Annotated in this window: 13 protein-coding genes; 8 read left to right on the top strand and 5 right to left on the bottom strand. The window is 40.3% G+C overall.

Annotated elements, in window-relative coordinates:
• The first annotated feature begins 7 nt into the window (after positions 1-7).
• From PUND_RS11675 to ccoG, 4 genes are all read left to right on the top strand, one after another.
• Positions 8-562 carry a YceB family lipoprotein gene (locus PUND_RS11675; protein WP_010392868.1) on the top strand — a complete coding sequence of 185 codons (555 nt, stop codon included), beginning with the start codon at positions 8-10 and terminating at the stop codon, positions 560-562.
• 64 nt (positions 563-626) lie between these two features.
• Positions 627-1,928, top strand: coding sequence for an ABC1 kinase family protein (locus PUND_RS11670; RefSeq protein ID WP_010392867.1), 1,302 nt, complete (start codon positions 627-629; stop codon positions 1,926-1,928).
• A 56-nt stretch (positions 1,929-1,984) separates the two neighbouring features.
• Entirely contained in the window at positions 1,985-3,403 is a 1,419-nt protein-coding gene (locus tag PUND_RS11665) for a sigma-54 interaction domain-containing protein (RefSeq protein WP_010392864.1), read from the top strand.
• A gap of 153 nt (positions 3,404-3,556) precedes the next feature.
• A complete protein-coding gene (gene ccoG, locus PUND_RS11660) occupies positions 3,557-4,939 on the top strand; it encodes a cytochrome c oxidase accessory protein CcoG (protein ID WP_010392863.1) in 1,383 nt (460 codons plus the stop codon).
• A 21-nt stretch (positions 4,940-4,960) separates the two neighbouring features.
• Here ccoG and PUND_RS11655 read toward each other — a convergent pair whose 3' ends face one another.
• Both PUND_RS11655 and PUND_RS11650 read right to left on the bottom strand, forming a co-directional pair.
• On the bottom strand, positions 4,961-5,377 hold the full coding sequence (locus PUND_RS11655; RefSeq protein WP_010392860.1) for a hypothetical protein: 417 nt from the start codon (positions 5,375-5,377) through the stop codon (positions 4,961-4,963).
• A gap of 35 nt (positions 5,378-5,412) precedes the next feature.
• Positions 5,413-6,327 carry a M14 family metallopeptidase gene (locus PUND_RS11650; protein WP_010392858.1) on the bottom strand — a complete coding sequence of 305 codons (915 nt, stop codon included), beginning with the start codon at positions 6,325-6,327 and terminating at the stop codon, positions 5,413-5,415.
• 610 nt (positions 6,328-6,937) lie between these two features.
• Here PUND_RS11650 and PUND_RS11645 point away from each other — a divergent pair.
• Positions 6,938-9,841, top strand: a complete 2,904-nt coding sequence (locus tag PUND_RS11645) for a TonB-dependent receptor plug domain-containing protein (protein ID WP_010392856.1) — start codon at positions 6,938-6,940, stop codon at positions 9,839-9,841.
• Positions 9,842-10,163: 322 nt separating this feature from the next.
• Here PUND_RS11645 and PUND_RS11640 read toward each other — a convergent pair whose 3' ends face one another.
• Positions 10,164-10,691, bottom strand: coding sequence for a helix-turn-helix transcriptional regulator (locus tag PUND_RS11640; RefSeq protein WP_010392853.1), 528 nt, complete (start codon positions 10,689-10,691; stop codon positions 10,164-10,166).
• Between the two features lie 158 nt (positions 10,692-10,849).
• Here PUND_RS11640 and PUND_RS11635 point away from each other — a divergent pair, with 158 nt between their 5' ends.
• Genes PUND_RS11635 through PUND_RS11625 form a run of 3 tightly spaced genes read left to right on the top strand, consistent with a single transcriptional unit; the run spans position 10,850 to position 15,296 of the window.
• Positions 10,850-11,926, top strand: coding sequence for an efflux RND transporter periplasmic adaptor subunit (locus tag PUND_RS11635; protein WP_157600350.1), 1,077 nt, complete (start codon positions 10,850-10,852; stop codon positions 11,924-11,926).
• The gene (locus PUND_RS11630; RefSeq protein ID WP_010392849.1) at positions 11,927-14,998 is read left to right on the top strand and encodes an efflux RND transporter permease subunit; all 3,072 of its coding nucleotides are present in this window, start codon (positions 11,927-11,929) and stop codon (positions 14,996-14,998) included.
• Complete coding sequence (locus tag PUND_RS11625) at positions 14,991-15,296, top strand: DUF3240 family protein (RefSeq protein WP_010392847.1); 306 nt, start codon at positions 14,991-14,993, stop codon at positions 15,294-15,296. Before PUND_RS11630 ends, PUND_RS11625 begins: the two co-directional genes overlap by 8 nt.
• A 50-nt stretch (positions 15,297-15,346) precedes the next feature.
• Here PUND_RS11625 and iadA read toward each other — a convergent pair whose 3' ends face one another.
• Both iadA and yfcC read right to left on the bottom strand, forming a co-directional pair.
• The gene (iadA, locus tag PUND_RS11620; RefSeq protein WP_010392845.1) at positions 15,347-16,513 is read right to left on the bottom strand and encodes a beta-aspartyl-peptidase; all 1,167 of its coding nucleotides are present in this window, start codon (positions 16,511-16,513) and stop codon (positions 15,347-15,349) included.
• A 12-nt stretch (positions 16,514-16,525) separates the two neighbouring features.
• Positions 16,526-17,929 (bottom strand): putative basic amino acid antiporter YfcC, encoded by a 1,404-nt coding sequence (yfcC, locus tag PUND_RS11615; RefSeq protein WP_010392843.1) that lies wholly within the window; start codon positions 17,927-17,929, stop codon positions 16,526-16,528.
• Positions 17,930-17,931: the final 2 nt, after the last annotated feature.

Genomic DNA, 17,931 nt, shown 5'->3' with positions numbered 1-17,931 from the left:
GTTTTGCATGAAAATTTTTGTTTTTATTTCACTATTATTTTTAACTGCCTGTAACAGCACTCAGGGTATTTCGGTTTATTCATTTACAAATTCAGAGGTTGAGTCGTTACTAAATAAAGAGTTACCTAAATTAAGTGAAAAAGTTAGCCTGATGGGCTTACCTGTGCAGTTTGATGTAAATGATTTAAGCGTTAATATTGGTCCCGACAACAGTGATTATGTTTTATTAGGTGCTGATTCGAGCGCCGAGATTAATGCCTTTGCATTAAAGTATCCTGTGCGTTTAAAGTTACAAATACAAGGCACGCCTTTTTATGATAGCGAGAAAAAAGCCGTATTTTTACGTAATGTTAAGTTACGCGATTCAAGTATCGATGCCGGGGGTTTTAAAGGTAATTTAGAAGTGCTGGATAACGAAGCGATGGATGTCATGAATGCATTTTTAGCGGTTAACCCTGTTTATAAGTTAAATATGAACGACCCTAAAATGGCACTGTTAAGTAATTTACCCTTAGATTTAAAAGTAGTCGAAGGCGCGATTAAGCTAGTACCTCGGTTATAATTTAGATCTAATAAGCGTAATAAAACGTATTAATTGACCTTATTATTAATAGATTAGGTTAATTATGGCTAATGAGCGATCCGTTCCCACCTCTCGACTTTCACGATTTGCAAAGTTAGGCTCATTAGCCACCGGCGTTGCCACAAATATGTTAGTGGGCGGTGCCAAAAGTGCGCTTAGTGGTAAAGGTTGGGATAATAAGAGCTTATTACTCCAGCCTAAAAATATTGAAAACTTAGCCACTCAGCTGTCGCATCTTCGCGGTGCGGCAATGAAGCTTGGGCAGTTACTTTCAATGGATGCTGGCGACTTATTAACTCCCGAGCTTGCGCAGTTACTGTCTTTGTTGCGTGCCGACGCAAACCCAATGCCACATAAGCAATTAGTGAGCGTGCTAAAAGAGCAATGGGGGGATGACTGGTTATCGCGTTTTTCTCATATTGAACTAAGACCGTTTGCAGCTGCATCAATTGGGCAGGTTCATTTAGCTTATATAGAAAATGGTGATCAATTAGCCGTTAAAATTCAATATCCAGGTATTGCTAAAAGTGTGGTAAGCGATGTGGATAATGTGATCACTTTACTTACTTTATCGCGATTATTACCTAAAGAATTGGATATAAAACCCTTAGTTGAAGAAGCGAAAGCGCAGTTACTAGCTGAGGCTGATTACACCCTAGAAGCTCAGTATTTAGTACGCTATAAAAACTTATTATCGACTAACACCCACTTTAAAGTGCCTAATGTGTATGTAGAGCACAGTACTTCACAGGTACTTACAATGGAGTATGTTGACGCTAAACCCATAGAAAGTATTTGTGATTTACCGGCTGCTGAGCGATGCTTTGTTGCAGAGCAACTAATTGATTTGTTTTTTAAAGAAATGTTTGAGTTTAAGTTAATTCAAACCGACCCTAACTTTGCTAATTACCATTACCAACCAGAGTCACAAAAAATTGTGTTATTTGATTTTGGTGCCACCCGAGAAATAACGGCTACCCTTAGTGATGCTTATTTAGCCCTGTTTAAAGCTGGCAGTAATAATGATCGTGAAGGCGTGCTCAATGCTGCCACTGCTATTGGCTATTTTAAAGACGCTCTAAAAGATGACTATAAAGAAAAAGTAATTGATCTATTTTTAATGGCTTGCGAGCCACTTCGCTATAATGGTGAGTTTGATTTTAAAAACAGTGAACTTGCTAGCAACATCAAAGATGCCGGATTACAGTTAAGCGCACAGTCGCAGCAGTGGCATACTCCACCTGTGGATGCATTGTTTATTCATCGTAAATTAGCCGGCTTATATTTAATTGCAGCGCGTTTAGACGCCAAAATAAATATTAAGGCGTTATTTAGCCATTATTAAGTGCTAAAGCAGGATAAAATTGGCATAATACTCGCGATATTTCGCGAGCTTTTATTATGATAAAAAACTTTTTAAACGATCCCACCTTATTGCTCAATGCGGTGGGTGAGGGTATATATGGATTTGATTTGTCCGGTAATGCGGTATTTGTAAACCCAGCTGCAGAGCGAATGACTGGGTGGACGGCCGATGAATTATTAGGAAAAAAAATACATCAATATCATCATCATAGTCATGCCGATGGCACCCCTTACCCTGCCGATGAGTGCAAAATTTATTGCACTATGTTTGATGGCAAACGCCGCGAAGTAAAAAACGAAGTATTTTGGCGCAAAGATGGTAGTGCCTTTGCAGTTGAGTACACCTCCACTCCCGTTTATAAAAATAACCAGCTTATTGGTGCTGTGGCAGTATTTCGCGATATATCAGCACAACAGCAAACGCAAACCCAGTTGCACGAAGCGTTAGCTCAAGTAAAGCATCTAAGCGAGCAGCTAAAAGATGAGAACGATTACCTTATTGCCGAGCTTAACGAGGATTGGCAAGATTCAGGACTGGTTGGCCACAGCGCTGTATTCCAACGCATGTTAGATCAAATACAGTTAGTGAGTGAAACCGATAGCACCGTACTCATTCTTGGTGAAAATGGCACTGGCAAAGAGTTGGTAGCGCGTAACTTGCACCGTCTCAGTAAGCGCAACGAACAAGCATTTATAAAAGTAAATTGTGCGGCATTCACCCCAAGTTTATTAGAGTCAGAACTTTTTGGGCATGAAAGGGGCTCGTTTACTGGCGCTAACGAGCGTCGTAAAGGACGTTTTGAACTTGCCGATCACGGCACCTTATTTTTAGATGAAGTCGCAGAGCTGCCGTTAGAGTCCCAAAGTAAGCTATTAAGGGTATTACAAGAGCGTGAATTTGAACGCGTTGGCGGTAGTCAAACCCTAAAGGTTGATATTCGCATCATTGCTGCAACCAACCGTAACTTGTGGGAAATGGTACAAGCAGGGCAGTTTAGAATGGACTTATATTACCGTTTAAATGTGTTTCCTATTCATGTGCCTGCACTTAAAGAGCGAAAAGAAGACATTCCTTACTTGTGTCAAAACTTAATTGCACAAATAAACAAGCGCTTAGGTAAGCAATTGCAAGGGTTAAGTACAAAAGCGATCAGGCAATTACAAGCCTATGACTGGCCAGGTAACATTAGAGAGCTACAAAATGTACTCGAACGAGAAGCTATTTTATCTAAACACTCTACATTACAGTTAAGTCAATCGCTTAAAGCGGGCGGTGATAACGCCATAAACCCAACGCTTACACTTGATGAAGCACAAAAACAGCATATAAGCAGCGTATTAGCACTGTGTAATTGGAAAATTGCAGGTGAACAAGGCGCGGCAAATAAGTTGGGCTTACCAGAGAGCACCTTACGCTCAAAAATGCAAAAATTAGGACTGCGTCGCCAGAGTTAATCCGTGATATATCGCGACAGTCGCTAAATGTCGCGATATTGTAGTCCGGTTTTATTATTAAAATCATTTAATATCAATGTTTTAAGTTAGCTTTCAGTGTGGTCTGAAAGTTGCAAATGCTTGCTTAATACCCGTCACTATGAAGTAAGTAACATGAAGTTTGATATTAAAGAAGAAGACATGATCATTAAGCCCTATAAAGAAGAGGGGCCAATTTATATACGCGAGCAAAAAGGTTTTTTTCAACGTATACGTCGCAATTTAGGCTGGTTGTTAATGCTGAGTTTTATTGCCATTCCATGGATTCAATATAACGGTCAGCAAGCGGTTTTATTGGATGTGGCCACCCAAAAATTTACTATTTTTGGCCTTACCTTGCTCCCTCAAGACTTTATGATTTTAGCCATGCTGTTTATGGTGGGAGCGTTTGCCCTATTTTTTGTTACCAACTGGCTTGGCAGAGTATGGTGTGGTTATACCTGCCCACAAACCATTTGGATGTTAATGTTTTCTTGGGTTGAGCAACGTATAGAGGGTACGCGTAACCAGCGTATTAAGCTTGATAAGAGCCCATGGGATATTACCAAATGGCGAAAAAAAATCACTAAGCACAGTGCTTGGCTGGTTATTTCGGTACTCACGGCGACCTCATTTTTAGCGTATTTTATCCCCGCTAAAACCTTGTACCTCGAAATGTTAAATTTAGAGTGGTCTGGGATCACCAGTTTTTGGGTATTTTTATTTGCGTTTTGTACTTATGGAAATGCGGGCTTTTTACGTGAAAAAATGTGTACTGTGGCGTGTCCGTATTCTCGCTTTCAATCGGTGATGTTTGATAAAGATACGCTGGTAGTTACTTACGATAGTGAGCGGGGTGAAAATCGTGGCCCACGTAAACGCAAAGCTGAACCTAAAGCGCTTAATTTAGGTGATTGCGTAGACTGTAACTTATGTGTGGAGGTATGCCCTGCAGGGATTGATATTCGCAATGGCTTGCAATATGAATGTATTAACTGTGGTTTATGTATTGACGCTTGTGACGACACCATGGATAAGTTTGGCTACGAAAAAGGCTTAATTAAATACGCTAGTGAAAAGCAAATGGCAGGGCAAAAAACTAATCCATTTAGGCTTAAACTTGTAGGTTATGGGGCGTTAACTGCGCTATTAATTTTATCTATGTTTGCTTGGATGTTACAACGCACCCCTATAGAAGCTTCGGTGCTTAGAGATAGAAACGCATTGTATCGGGTAAATTACGAAGGCTTAGTTGAAAATCCTTACACACTTACTATTATCAATAAAACTCAGCAACCGCTGCATTATTCAATTTCAATTAGCGGTTTAGAGGGGGCTACATTGCAAAGCCCAAATGCTATATTAGTAGAGCCTGGGCTGATGAAAAGTGTGCCGGTAACGGTGACCGCAGACGGTTACGACTTAGCACGCAAAGTGAGTAAGCTGAGTTTTGTGATCACTTCGCAAGAAGATCCTGCAATTACTATTACCAAAGACAGTCAGTTTTATAAAAATTAATAAAGTATGAGTCCTAGCCAGTTAACAACCTGACTCGGCTAGGGCTAGCTGCTTAATTACAAATTTTTTGGCGCTTTGAAAATCAGCAAACAGGCATTCTTGTAAATGAGCATCACGGCCTGAGCTGTGCATAATCCGTTGTAGTTGTCTTATAGCAATAGGCGAGGTGAGGACAAACGCACTGATCAAACAGTTATTAATCCCCATTGTTTGGCTTACATCTATCATGTTTTTTTCAGCATCGGGGGTAGCAGCAATCACTTCGGGAGAGTGGCTAATATAACCCCAAGGCAAATGCTTAAACGGTTCAATGGTATTTAATAAAGCGGCTTTAAAATGATTTAATAACTGAGGGTTTAAGTTACCTTTAAACTGCCCAATAGCTATATTACCTTCAACGCGCAAGCTATAACTGCCGTAGTTATTTTCAAATTTCAATAGCCGCCCCTTTTATTCATTATCTACTGCATTGGTCACTTATTAATAATGTAGTCTAAGGCACCTGAAATTGCAGCAACTTGCGCTAATATACACTCTTCAGGGTTAGCCGTTGCACTGTCTGGATATACTTCAGTGGTGGTGACATACGCAGCTTCAGAAAATCCCATACATAAGCCTAAATCACGCCCTGCATAATTAATTACCCCAAATTGTGTTTGTGGAACGCCAATTAACTGCTGGTTTTCATCACTAGGTGCAATATGCGTTACTTTTTCAACGTGTTCAATAATTGCTTTTTGAAAAGCGGGTTCAGGTTTGTTGCTATCAGCCACTAAATAAAAGCCATCTGGAATATTCCAATTGGTGTTTACTTTGCCTTCGCGTGCTGCAAGTGCAGGTCTAAATTCACTGTTATCCGAATCTGTTGTTTCATGTAAATCTATATGCGCGATTAAATCAGTATTTAAAGATTGCACATAGTTCATCACTGCCGCTGATTCTTGTGCTGTGCTGCCCTGATAAAAAGAGCGATTAGGGTCGACCGCATCAGGGTTCCAACGATTAATTGTTTCATAGCCCCATGGGCTAATACAGGGGGTAATTACAATATTAAAGTGCTCAGCGTACTTATTTGCCAATGTTTTAGCGAACCTTAAAGCGCCATGAACACCACTGGTTTCGTAGCCATGTACGCCGCCAGTAATTAAAACAGTGGCTTTGTTTGTATCAAAATCAGTGGTTTTTAACGCGTACAAAGGGTAGCTACCTGCGGCATAATTAAGCTCACCGTATTGCTGTACTTCTAGAGTGCTTTTAAGTTCATCAATTAATGTTACGACTTCTTGTTGATAGCTTCGCTTGATACTTTGGCATGCCAGCCAATGCGCTTTATCCTCGTGATTCCATTGCTTGCCGGGTGTGCCAATAGGATAAGTAGAGTGAGTCATGTAAAATCCGATTTATTAAAATATTGCAGCAACTATACCTAAATTGCTAAAAAATACGAGTGCAAGTATCAAACTCGATTTTGCTATAAACGATGTTGTTAACGAAGAAACGCCCGGTTAAAAAGTGCGCGCATCGAGGTTTAATTAACCATTAAAAGTAAGCCCTCTAAATAAAGTTCCCTAAAAAGAACCAAGCGCACAAAAAGTGAACGCTAGTTTTTGAGCGTTTTTAACATTATTGATTAAAAATAAAGCTTTTATATTTATATAATATTATCAAGAGGTTAATTTGGCTTGTTTTTTTTGGTGTTATTTACGTTAATGCTGGGTTCGTAAATCTATTTTTACAAAAAAAATCATTTTAAATTAGCGTGTTACCAATAATTATTCATAAAAAAAACATAAAAAACTTATCTTTAACATTTGACACATTGTTGGCTGGTGAGACTCAACTTTATTCCTGTGTTAAAAATGCTGATAAATTACATTTGGTTACATTGTAAGGCATATATTTAACGTTCATGTAAATAATGGCTTAGCAAAAGTAACTTTTCCTCAGGCTAACTAGCAGAGATCACAAACTAAGTCACTCTGTAAAAAGAAAGGTGTTATGTTGAAAAAAATAAATCTTATCGCAGCAGCAGTTAATACAGTACTTGTAACAGGTGCTATTGGCGCATCGAGTGCATTCGCTCAGTCAACAGCAGATGCTAAACCAGTTGAACGCATTCAAGTGACTGGTTCAAAAATTAAGCGCTTTAACCTAACCTCGCCAACGCCTGTGACTGTGATCAGCGGCGTTGAGATGGAAAACCAAGGTATTACTAACGTTAATGATTTGCTTGCAGAAATGCCACAAGCGACGGTTGGCCTATCACCAGAAACAACGACTAACACTATTTATGCGTCAGGTCTTAACACAACCGATCTTCGTGGTTTGGGATCAGAGCGTACATTAGTGCTTGTTAATGGCCGTCGCTTTGTGCCTGGTTCTGTGGGTGACACTGCAGTTGATTTAAACAACATTCCTACCACAATGATTGAGCGTATCGAGATTGCTACAGGTGGTGCTGCAGCCGTTTACGGTGCAGATGCTGTAGCTGGTGTTGTAAATATCATTACTAAAAAATCAATGGATGGGATTGAACTTGATGTTTCTACTGTACGTCCAGAGCAAAGTGGCGGCGAGCAAAACAACTTCTCAATTACAGGTGGTATGGAAGGCGATAAACTCTCTTTTATTGCTTCATTTAATTACACAGAAAACAAAAGCTATGGCAAGCTGAGCCGTGATTTTTACCGTAACCCTGTGAACTCATTCGCAAACCCTGCAAATACAAGTGGTGACGACGGTATCCCTTCACGTGTTGTTTTAGGTCAACCAACTGGCCTTGCTTACTACTCAGAAGGTGGTGACTTTTTTACCAAAGACGCCTTTGCTGATAACGGCTATGACAATCACCACTACACTTTTGATGCAAATGGTAACCTAAAACCGTTTGACTATGGTTTAGGTCGTATTCCAAACCCAGGAGTTGGGCGAGACGCTACAGGCTACTTCCAAGATGGTCAAAATCAAGGCGATGGTGTTTTTGGCCACGGCTATAAAGAGTACTTTCAAACGCCACTAGATCGTATGATTGCTTCAGCGTATGGTACTTATGAACTTAATGACGACCATGCACTTACTTTTGACTTTACTTATTCAAAAACTGATGCAACCACAGAGAGCTCTCCAGCCTTCTTCCGCCATACAATACGTCGCGACAATGCATTTATAAAAAGCGATATGGCTAAAGTAATGGACGACAATGGGCTGACATCAGTCACACTTCGCCAAGCTAACGAAAACTTATGGGGCGATCGTGCATATAACCAAGAGCGTGAAGTATTCCGTACTTCAATAGGCGCTGAAGGTATATTAAGTGATGACTGGGGCTACTCTGCTTACGCACAATTTGGTCGCATCGAGCAAGATACTCTTTGGACTGGCGAAGTATTAACGCAAAACTTGGCTAACTCTATTGATGCCGTTGAATACCAAGGCAATGTAGTATGTGCTAAGCGTAATGCAGACGGCGAAGTTATTGGGGCTATCTCTGGTTGTACACCATTTAACACAATGGGCGCGACTTCGGCAACACAAGCACAGTTAGACTATATAGCGACTGATGCAACGCGCTTTGCACAACACGATCAAGCCGTGTTTGCTGTTACTTTAGATGGCGCCTTATTTGAGCTACCTGCCGGTTATGTTGCAGCTGCATTTACCGCTGAGCACCGCCGTGAGTCAGCAACTATTACACCGTCTGAAAATATGCAAAAAGGCTTAATTTTTGGTAATTCAAGCCTTCCAATGGATGGTGAGATTGATGTAAATGAGCTCTCAGCTGAAATTTCAATTCCATTATTAGAAGAAACCTTCCTAACAACGGATTTAACCCTTGAAACAGCATTTCGTTACATGGATTACTCGGTAACGGGTGAAGATAATGCCTGGAAATTAGCCCTAAACTGGGGTGTAACTGATGAGTTACGTATACGCTTAAACCGTTCTAAATCAGTACGCGCTCCCAACCTAGGGGATTTATTCACGCCTAACTCAAAAACGTTTAGCTCAGGTCGCGCGGATGTGTGTAGAGCTGACTCTATCGCTGAATCAGGCAGTAAATATAAAGATAATGTAATCAAAAACTGCCAAGCAGCAGGGCTTCCTGAAGGCTGGATGCCATCAGATGAATGGCTTTCAGGTGGTAGCTTACCAGGCTATATTCAAGGTAACCAAAACCTTGAAAATGAAACATCTAACGATTACACCATTGGCTTAATTTATACACCTGAGTTCGTGGAAGGGCTAGATATAACGCTTGATTACTGGTCATTCGAAGTAGAAGGCGCTATTGAATACTTTGGCCGTAACAGTGTTGAGCTTTGTTATGAGTCATCATCGTTAGATAACCCTTTCTGCAGTAACGTTGTGCGTAATAAAGAAACGGGTGAAATTGAAAACTTCTTTACTCGTCCTATAAATGCCGCTGTTATTAACAAAAAAGGCGTAGATGTTGAATCTGCATACCGTACTGAACTGTTCTCTGGTGACTTAGCACTAAAATTAACGGCAACGTACCTTATTGATGACAATAGTAATTCAACTGGCCGTGCTGAAGATTTTAGAACTGATGTAGGCGAAATAGCTTCACCTCGTTGGAAGGGCCGTTTTAATGCCGTTTATTCTCATGATGACTCAGCGTATGTGCTAACCATGAACTATCGTCATGCAACTGTTAATGATAACGACTGGACCATTGAAGACAACAACTACAATGATATCCCGTCTTACACAACATTTGATTTCATGTACAAAACTTATCTAATGGATGAGCTACAGTTACGTGTTGGTGTTAACAATATATTTGACCGTGAACCACCACGTAACCCGTTCACTTACGACGATGGAGAATTTTTCGATGTTAAAGGACGCCGCCTATCTTTAGGTGCAAAATATACTTTTTAATTTAAGCGTATAACACTAAAAACGCCTTAGTTTATTAAGCTAAGGCGTTTTTTTATAGGTAAAAGTAACTTTCAAAAACGAGTATTGTTAAAAACTGCGTTATTATTAGTCTAAATCAGATTGAGGCTTTGCTGTAATTGGGCCCATTTTTATTAAAAACATAATCGTTTCTGTAACGATATAATTAACTACTAATACAACGTAATTACTATTTTCTAAAATATGACCTTGAGCTTTAAAGTCCTGAGTCATAATGGCGAAATTTAGCTGCCACTTTAATGCTGACTAAAATAGCGCACAAGTAAATGCGATAGTCACTGCATTAGTTAATGGCTGAGCTTGAATGCGCATAGTGCCTTTGCTGCATAAAGTCTTCCAAAAACCATGCGGCAAACTCATGTCTGCCCTCTACATCCGCTTTACTATATATATCTGAAGCTTGTTGGCGTACTGTTTTTTCTTTAGTGCTTCTAAGTGCGCTAATTTCTTTAAAGCTAAGTCCTTTGAGTAATAACATAGCGACCTCTTGCTCGCTGCGAGTGAGTGTCCACTGAGAAAATTGAGTTTGTATAACACCACTGTATTGATGGCGCGCGTCTTTCATTTCCTGCGATATATTGTTTAGCTGAGTCATAGAGTTGTTTAACTCGCGCTTGAGGTTATTAATTTTTTTGGTTCGTGCGTTAATATCTTTAATTAAATACAGAGCACCCAAGCCAGAAATAACCACAATTAAACTCTCAGTAAAAATATGCCACTGCGGCACTCCTAATTTTAAATCCATGATCACGTCAAAAAAATTTAACACCATGATCATCAATAGTGTTGCTGCAATTATTTTATCTCTCATTAAATTCTCTATTATCAGTAAGTTAAATTTACAATGGACATATGTACTGTGATACAAAAATTAAGGTTTATTGGCATGTTAAGGCGTTTGCCTGATGCGATAACCCCGTAAAAAAGGCATGGTTATTCTATAAAATTAATCACATGCGAACAAACCAAATGCAGTTAAATTATACAAAAATACGATGTAATTTTGTTCAACACTCTAACGCGTTATTATTTATCGCTATGCTGACCTGTTTAACTATTAGCCGTGTGTCAGCCGCGCAAACGCTTGCTCCCATTCCGATTAGCGAATTAAGCGGGTTTGATACTCAATTTGCCACCACTCATGCTACAGACTTTATTGATGCTCAAAGTGTAATGGGGGAAGTGAGTTATAAGCCGGGTATAAATTACACGGTATTGTTTGCATTTGATGTCGCGCAAATTAATTATCTATACGCTAACGGGAGTCATGTAAAAAAAGGCGCTATTGTTGCAACTGTTCAAGGCAGTGATGTTCAGCACTTTTTAGACACTTACCAATCAGCAAAAGACATGCTTAATGTAGCTAAGAGCCATTATGATATAAACAAGGTGCACCTTAAAAATAAAATTATTAGGAGCTCTGAGTGGGTCACTATTACGCAAAGTTACTATGCAGCTAAACTGAGCTTTGAGCATTTAAATCACCAAATGCGCTATTTGCAGGTTGATGAGCAAGAAAACGTGAGCTTGATCAGCCCAAAAACAGGGATATTACAATTTCCTACTCAAGCGGCAAATCGTATGTTAGGCGAACGAGCATTCGACATTCTTGACCCTAATAGTATTGAGGTTAAGTTTACTGTTCCTATTAGCTTGGGCAAAGGGGTATCTTATTTTAGGGTTTCTGAGCAGTGCCAACTCAAAATTAAAAGCGTAGACAATATTGCTAATAAGTACCATCAAACTATTTGGGCATCACCAAGCTCTGCACAATGTAACTTAACTATAGGGCAGAGTATTAAAGCGGTTCCGGTTAAAAAAATAACGGGTTACAGCGTTGCCAAATCGGCACTATTTGAGTTTGAAAATACCAATTATATTGCCATTAAAGCTGACGAACACCTTGAGTTTGTGCCTGTACAGTTAATTGGTTCACGTAATCAAGATTTTATTTTTAGCGCCAATATCCCCTTAAATAACCGACAAGTATTAATTAGCTCAGTAAGTGCATTGCAGGGAATGCTGTTGCATTTAGGGAGAGAATAAATGTTGAACCTGCTTATTAAGTTTTCACTAACGCAGCGATTGTTTGTTAGTATTTTTGCCATTATTGCTATGGTTATAGGGGCTCGCTCGTGGTTGAGTATTCCGGTGGATGCATTTCCTGAAATATCGCCTACCCAAGTAAAAATTGTTTATAAATTACCGGGTATGAACGCCCTTGAAATTGAATCCCAAGTAACGCGCATTATTGAAACCGAACTACTGGGCATTCCTGCTCAGCATATGTTGCGTTCTACCACCAAGTATTCGATTACCGATATTACCATTGACTTTAAACAAGGTACTGACATTTACTGGGCGCGCCAACAGGTAAACGAGCGGCTGTTAAATATTTTACCTAGCTTACCTGCCAATATTAGTGGTGGTATGGCACCAATGAGTACGCCGCTGTCTGAAGTGTTTATGTTTACCATAGAAAGCCCTAACTTATCGCTGATTGAAAAAAGAGAGTTACTTGATTGGCAAATACGGCCATTATTGAGAACCGTGAGTGGCGTAGCCGATGTAAATAGCTTAGGCGGTTATGCAAAAACGTTTACTATCGCCCCTGATAACTTATTAATGCAGCAGCATCAAGTTAGCTTTTTACAACTGCGAGAGGCGATAGTGCAAACCAATCAAAATGGTGGCATAGGGCGCTTAGAAAAAGGCAACGATACGTTAATTTTGCGTACTGAGGGTAAATATAGCGATTTAGAGGCCATCAAAAATACAGTCGTTAAATCAACACAAAATAAAGTGATCCGCTTAAGCGATGTGGCCAATGTTGATGTCGGAAGTTTAACTCGTTATGGAGCTGTGACTAAAAATAGCGAAGAAGCTGTTCAAGGGCTAATTATTGCGCTTAAAAATAGTAACACAGCGCAAGTGGTGACAGAGGTAAAAAGTAAACTGCGCCAAATCGAAGCCTCACTGCCGCAAGGTACCAGCATAAACGTGTTTTACGATCGTTCTAATCTTATTAACACCGCAATTAGCACAATTACCGGCGCATTAGGCCAAGCTATCATTTTAGTAATTATATTATTGGCGTTGTTTTTAGGGGATATTCGCTCCTCTTTATTGGTGTCGTTATCATTACCTATGTCGGCGCTGTTAACTTTCATTATGATGAAACAGTTTAATTTATCAGCCAATCTAATGAGCTTAGGGGGCTTAGTGATAGCAATTGGTATGCTGGTGGATTCATCGGTTGTCATTGTTGAAAATATTTTAAATCGGCTGGCTAATAATCAACATTTACCTAGGCTACATGTTATTTATCGCGCCTGTAAAGAGGTTGCTGCACCGGTTTTTTCAGGCACTATCATTATTATTATTGTATTTTCACCACTGTTAATGCTCACCGGGCTTGAGGGGAAATTATTTACCCCTGTAGCGCTCACTATCGTATTTGCTATGTTAAGTGCGCTATTGTTATCGCTTACAGTTATTCCTATTTTAGCCTCGCTATTGTTGAAAAATGAACCCGTAAAACAGCCTAAAATGGTGACGTTGTTACAAGGCTTTTATAGTAAAACCCTTGCTGAGGCGATTAAAAAGCCAATGCTAATAAGTGTTACTTCAATAATGGTACTGATCCTCAGTGGCGTGTTATTTCAGGGACTTGGTAAAAGCTTTATGCCAGTGCTAGATGAAGGCGACATTATTGTTCAACTTGAAAAATCTCCCAGTATTTCATTGCAAGCTTCCCTTGATATAGACAAGCAGATTGAAGCAACCTTATTAAAAAACACTCCTGAAATAGTGCAAATTGTCGCGCGTACTGGATCGGATGAACTGGGGCTTGATCCTATGGGATTAAACGAAACCGATGTGTTTATGGAGCTGGCACCAAAAGAGCAATGGCGCTTTGCTACAAAAGCGCAACTAATAGAGCATATTCGCCAAACGCTTGCGCAATTTCCAGGTGTTAATATTGGCTTTACTCAACCTATTCAAATGCGCGTATCAGAAATGCTAACGGGTGGCACTGGCGATATTTCAATTAAAGTGTTTGGTAACGACATTGCAACCTTGTCATCGCTTGCAGAAAAAATCACTGCGCTTGCAAATCGTATTGAGGGGGCAAGTGATGTGCAAATGGCGCTTATTGAAGGGGGCAAATACGTTAATATTAAGCTTAACCCTGAGGTTGCGAGTCAATTTGGTTTAACAACGCAAACATTAAGTGAGTATTTAAAGTCTCAGCTTGAAGGATTACAGGTGTCTACGCTGCAAGAGGGTAACCGTGTTATTCCTATTGTATTTAATAGTGCCACAGCTAAAAACCAATTAGTGGATTTATCTTCTATTCAAGCGCTAAAAAGTAGCCTTATTTTAATGCCAGATAATAGCTTAATGCCGCTTGAAGACGTTGCTAGTATTGGTTTTAAAACAGGGCCATTGTTAATAGAGCGCGAAAAGGCTAAGCGCTTTGCCTCAGTTAGCGTCAACGTAGATAACCGTGATGTGGTGAGTTACGTGAATGAACTTAAAGCTAAAATTAGCAGTAATATAAAGTTACCCAGTGGATTTACTTTATCTTTTGGTGGCGAGTTTGAAAGTCAGCAACGCGCAACGCAAAATTTATTAGTACTCATTCCTGTGGCGTTAATATTAATATTTATTATTTTATTTACTACCTTTAAATCGCTATCTAAATCAATGCTGATTATTGCCAATATCCCGTTTGCGCTGATGGGCGGGGTGATTGCTTTGTATATTAGTAATGAATATTTATCGGTGCCTGCATCGGTAGGGTTTGTTGCCCTATTGGGGGTAGCCGTACTTAATGCGATTGTGATGATCAGCTATTTTGAACAAACTAAAATGTTTGCTGCAAATGTAACGCAGTGCATTTTAGATGGTGCTAGTAGGCGGCTACGCCCTGTATTAATGACCGCGACAACCGCTATGTTTGGTTTATTGCCGTTGGTGTTTGCAACAGGTCCAGGGGCTGAAATACAAAAGCCATTAGCTATCGTAGTTATTGGCGGGTTAATTACCTCCACTATTACAACACTTTATTTATTACCTATCTTTTATGGTTGGTTGGAGAAGAAACATGGCTGAACAGTTACTTTTTACCCTAAATGCACCCACAAATATAAAAGATGACGTAGTTGATATATTAATAGGCATAGACTGTATAACCGGCTTTAACTTAAAAAAAATTCAAGGCTATAGCAAAGAGCACAGCGAGTTTGATATTGCCGAGCAAGTAGAAGGGCATCGCAGTTTTTATCAATTTGAGGTGCATATTTTATTATCAGAACTTGCCATAGTAAAAACGGCGCTAAGTCCTGTTTGTAAGTACACGCCGTTAAAATATTGGGTAACCCCAATTTATGAAAGTGGGCACTTAGGATAACTCAGTATCTAGCATTTTATGCTGCTGAGCATTCTCAGCAGCATTGCGTGTTACTCGAACACTCCTTTTATGACTGCATGGGTGTTTTGCACCATTAAAGTGCCGTTAGCCCATACATACTCAGGGGTTAAGGTCTCTTTATCAAGAAGCACAACATCCGCGTCGCTTGTTGCTTTAAGGCGGCCTTTATCAAGTCCTAAAATATCGGCAGGGTTACTGGTTATGCTCATTAAAGCCTGCTCAATAGGGACGTTATATTCTTTGACTGCTTGCTGAAACGAACTCAGTAGGGATGCCTCTTTGCCCACCTCAAGCCCTAATAAATTAAAGTCTTTATCAAAAATAGGTAAACTAGCATGGCCATCTGAGCTCATAGTGAGTTGATTTGGTGCTACGCCTTGTTCTAAGCAGTAGGCAAGGGCATGGGCTGCTGCATATTCACCATGTGCTAAATCGTAGTCGGTGGTGCTGGTGGTAAAGTCGATAGTACCGCCCTGATCACAAAAGTGAATACCGGCATCAAGAAGTGCTTTATTGCGGTTCATATGCGTAGGGTAAAACTGTTTAAGCTTAATATCACTTTGCTGAGCCACCTGATGCAAAATACTCAAGTGACTATCAACAGGGCCGACATGAATACTCACGGTGCCTTTTTTACCACTGAGCATACCGGCTACTTTGGCCTCGGCTGCCAATTCTGCTAATTGCTGGACCGTAGGTTGGCTACTGCGATGATCAGAAATAGCCACTTCGCCAACACCTATAAACTCCTCTATATACATGATGTCGTCAGTGATTGAGTGAGTAAGAGTTTTAGCGGGTAAATGATACGAACCGGTATGGCAAAATACATTCAGCCCTTGCTCTTTTAGGCCTTTTGCTTTGGCAACCAAATTGGTAAGCGTACGTGAGCTTGAATCGGTACCCAGTGCGCCCACCACTGTGGTAGTGCCCGATAAGGTTGCATCGGTTAGGTTCATTTCAGGGGTGCGGCTGGCAAATCCAGCTTCGCCACCGCCACCGGTAATATGCACTAACGAGTCAACAAACCCCGGCGTAACAAGCTTATTTTTACCGTCAATTCGTTTGACGAGTACACTGCTGTCGAGGATTATATTTTCGTCAATAGCAATGATTTTACCACCGCCAATTAAAACATCTTGTGTGCCTAGGTAGGTAGGTGCATAAACGTTTGCACCTTGAATTAAAGTTAACATAACAAATTCTTTTTATTGATAATTAATAAAGTAAGCAAGAAATATAAAGCCGCTTGCTAATACAAAAAGTGCTAGAGCAAAGCGCCAAATAAACGCAGCCCATTCTCCCCAATCTAATTTCACGACCCCTAAACAACCAATTAAACTAGCTGAGGTGGGAGTTAAAATGTTGGTTAATCCATCGCCTAATTGAAAGGCCAATACTACAATTTGCCTTGATACATTGAGCAAATCGCCAAGTGGAGACATTAACGGCATAGTGATGGCAGCTTGCCCTGAACCCGATGAAACAAAAAAGTTAAATACACTTTGAAACACCAGCATTCCCCAAGCTGCAATGTAATCTGGCACACTGGCTATGCTACTTGCACAGTAATAAAGCAGGGTGTTGAGAGTTGAGGGAGTGGTTAAATCACTACCGCCTAATAGTAATACAATGCCTTTAGCCAGTGCGACTAATAACGCCGCTGGCAATAATTCTTGTGCACCGTGTTTAAACGCATCCGCGCACTCATTCGCGGTTAGCTTTTTAAACACGATGGCAATTATTGCACTGATAAGGCCAATACAAAAAAACTGTGCAGCAAGCTCAGGAATATAATATTGGCGCGCCATCACCCCCCATACGACCCAAGCTATGCCCAATACAAACACTAATAATGTGAGTGCATCGGCTAGGCTGAGTTTAATCGTTGGCTGATCACCCGTTTTTTGGGATTGTGTTTTTATCCGTTTTGCATAGCGCATTGTAAACACGAGGCCTACAAGGGTAAAACAAGCCCACGCTAACATACGAAAGCCCGCACCAGAAAATACTGGGATTTCAGCTATCGATTGCGCTATAGCAATGCTAAAAGGGTTCATCCATGAGGTGGCAAAGCCTATTTGCGTGGCCACGTAAGTTGTAAGTACAGTGACTTTAGCGTCGTAGCCAAGTTGTTGCATAATAGGGAGCAGCACAATACAAAATGCAATAGCCTCTTCGCCCATACCAAATACCGCGCCGCCTAACGAAAATAGTAAAAACAGTAAGGGAATAAACAGCCATTCAACCCGCTTGGTTTTATTAATAAGTGCCATAATGCCGTTATTAATCGCACCGGTTTTCATAATAATGCCAAAGGCACCGCCAGTGATTAAAATAAACGCCATTACGCCAATCGCTGCACCATATTTATCACCCGACACTAAGCCTTCAAACAATACATTTGCTAAACCAATGTCGCCACCTTGTGCAAAAACAGGTGGTGATTGTTGGTCGTTAACGGCTTGATATTGTGAAAGCTGTACGGTATGGCTGTCAGGCTCTGCATTAAATACCCCGGGGGTAATAAATACCGTGGCTGTATAGGCAATCACTGCCACACACAGCAAAATAATGCTGGCATCGGGCATAGAAAATTGTTTTTGTTTCATAA

Origin of the sequence: Pseudoalteromonas undina (assembly GCF_000238275.3) — a bacterium.
Lineage (GTDB): Bacteria > Pseudomonadota > Gammaproteobacteria > Enterobacterales > Alteromonadaceae > Pseudoalteromonas > Pseudoalteromonas undina.
This window is presented reverse-complemented; position numbering and strand designations above follow the sequence as displayed.

Coding starts and splice junctions, on each gene's coding strand:
- PUND_RS11670 (WP_010392867.1), top strand. CDS start 627: ATGGCTAATGAGCGATCCGTTCCCACCTCTCGACTTTCACGATTTGCA.
- PUND_RS11625 (WP_010392847.1), top strand. CDS start 14,991: ATGGCTGAACAGTTACTTTTTACCCTAAATGCACCCACAAATATAAAA.
- PUND_RS11675 (WP_010392868.1), top strand. CDS start 8: ATGAAAATTTTTGTTTTTATTTCACTATTATTTTTAACTGCCTGTAAC.
- PUND_RS11630 (WP_010392849.1), top strand. CDS start 11,927: ATGTTGAACCTGCTTATTAAGTTTTCACTAACGCAGCGATTGTTTGTT.
- PUND_RS11645 (WP_010392856.1), top strand. CDS start 6,938: ATGTTGAAAAAAATAAATCTTATCGCAGCAGCAGTTAATACAGTACTT.
- ccoG (WP_010392863.1), top strand. CDS start 3,557: ATGAAGTTTGATATTAAAGAAGAAGACATGATCATTAAGCCCTATAAA.
- PUND_RS11665 (WP_010392864.1), top strand. CDS start 1,985: ATGATAAAAAACTTTTTAAACGATCCCACCTTATTGCTCAATGCGGTG.
- iadA (WP_010392845.1), bottom strand. CDS start 16,513: ATGTTAACTTTAATTCAAGGTGCAAACGTTTATGCACCTACCTACCTA.
- PUND_RS11650 (WP_010392858.1), bottom strand. CDS start 6,327: ATGACTCACTCTACTTATCCTATTGGCACACCCGGCAAGCAATGGAAT.
- PUND_RS11635 (WP_157600350.1), top strand. CDS start 10,850: ATGCAGTTAAATTATACAAAAATACGATGTAATTTTGTTCAACACTCT.
- PUND_RS11640 (WP_010392853.1), bottom strand. CDS start 10,691: ATGAGAGATAAAATAATTGCAGCAACACTATTGATGATCATGGTGTTA.
- yfcC (WP_010392843.1), bottom strand. CDS start 17,929: ATGAAACAAAAACAATTTTCTATGCCCGATGCCAGCATTATTTTGCTG.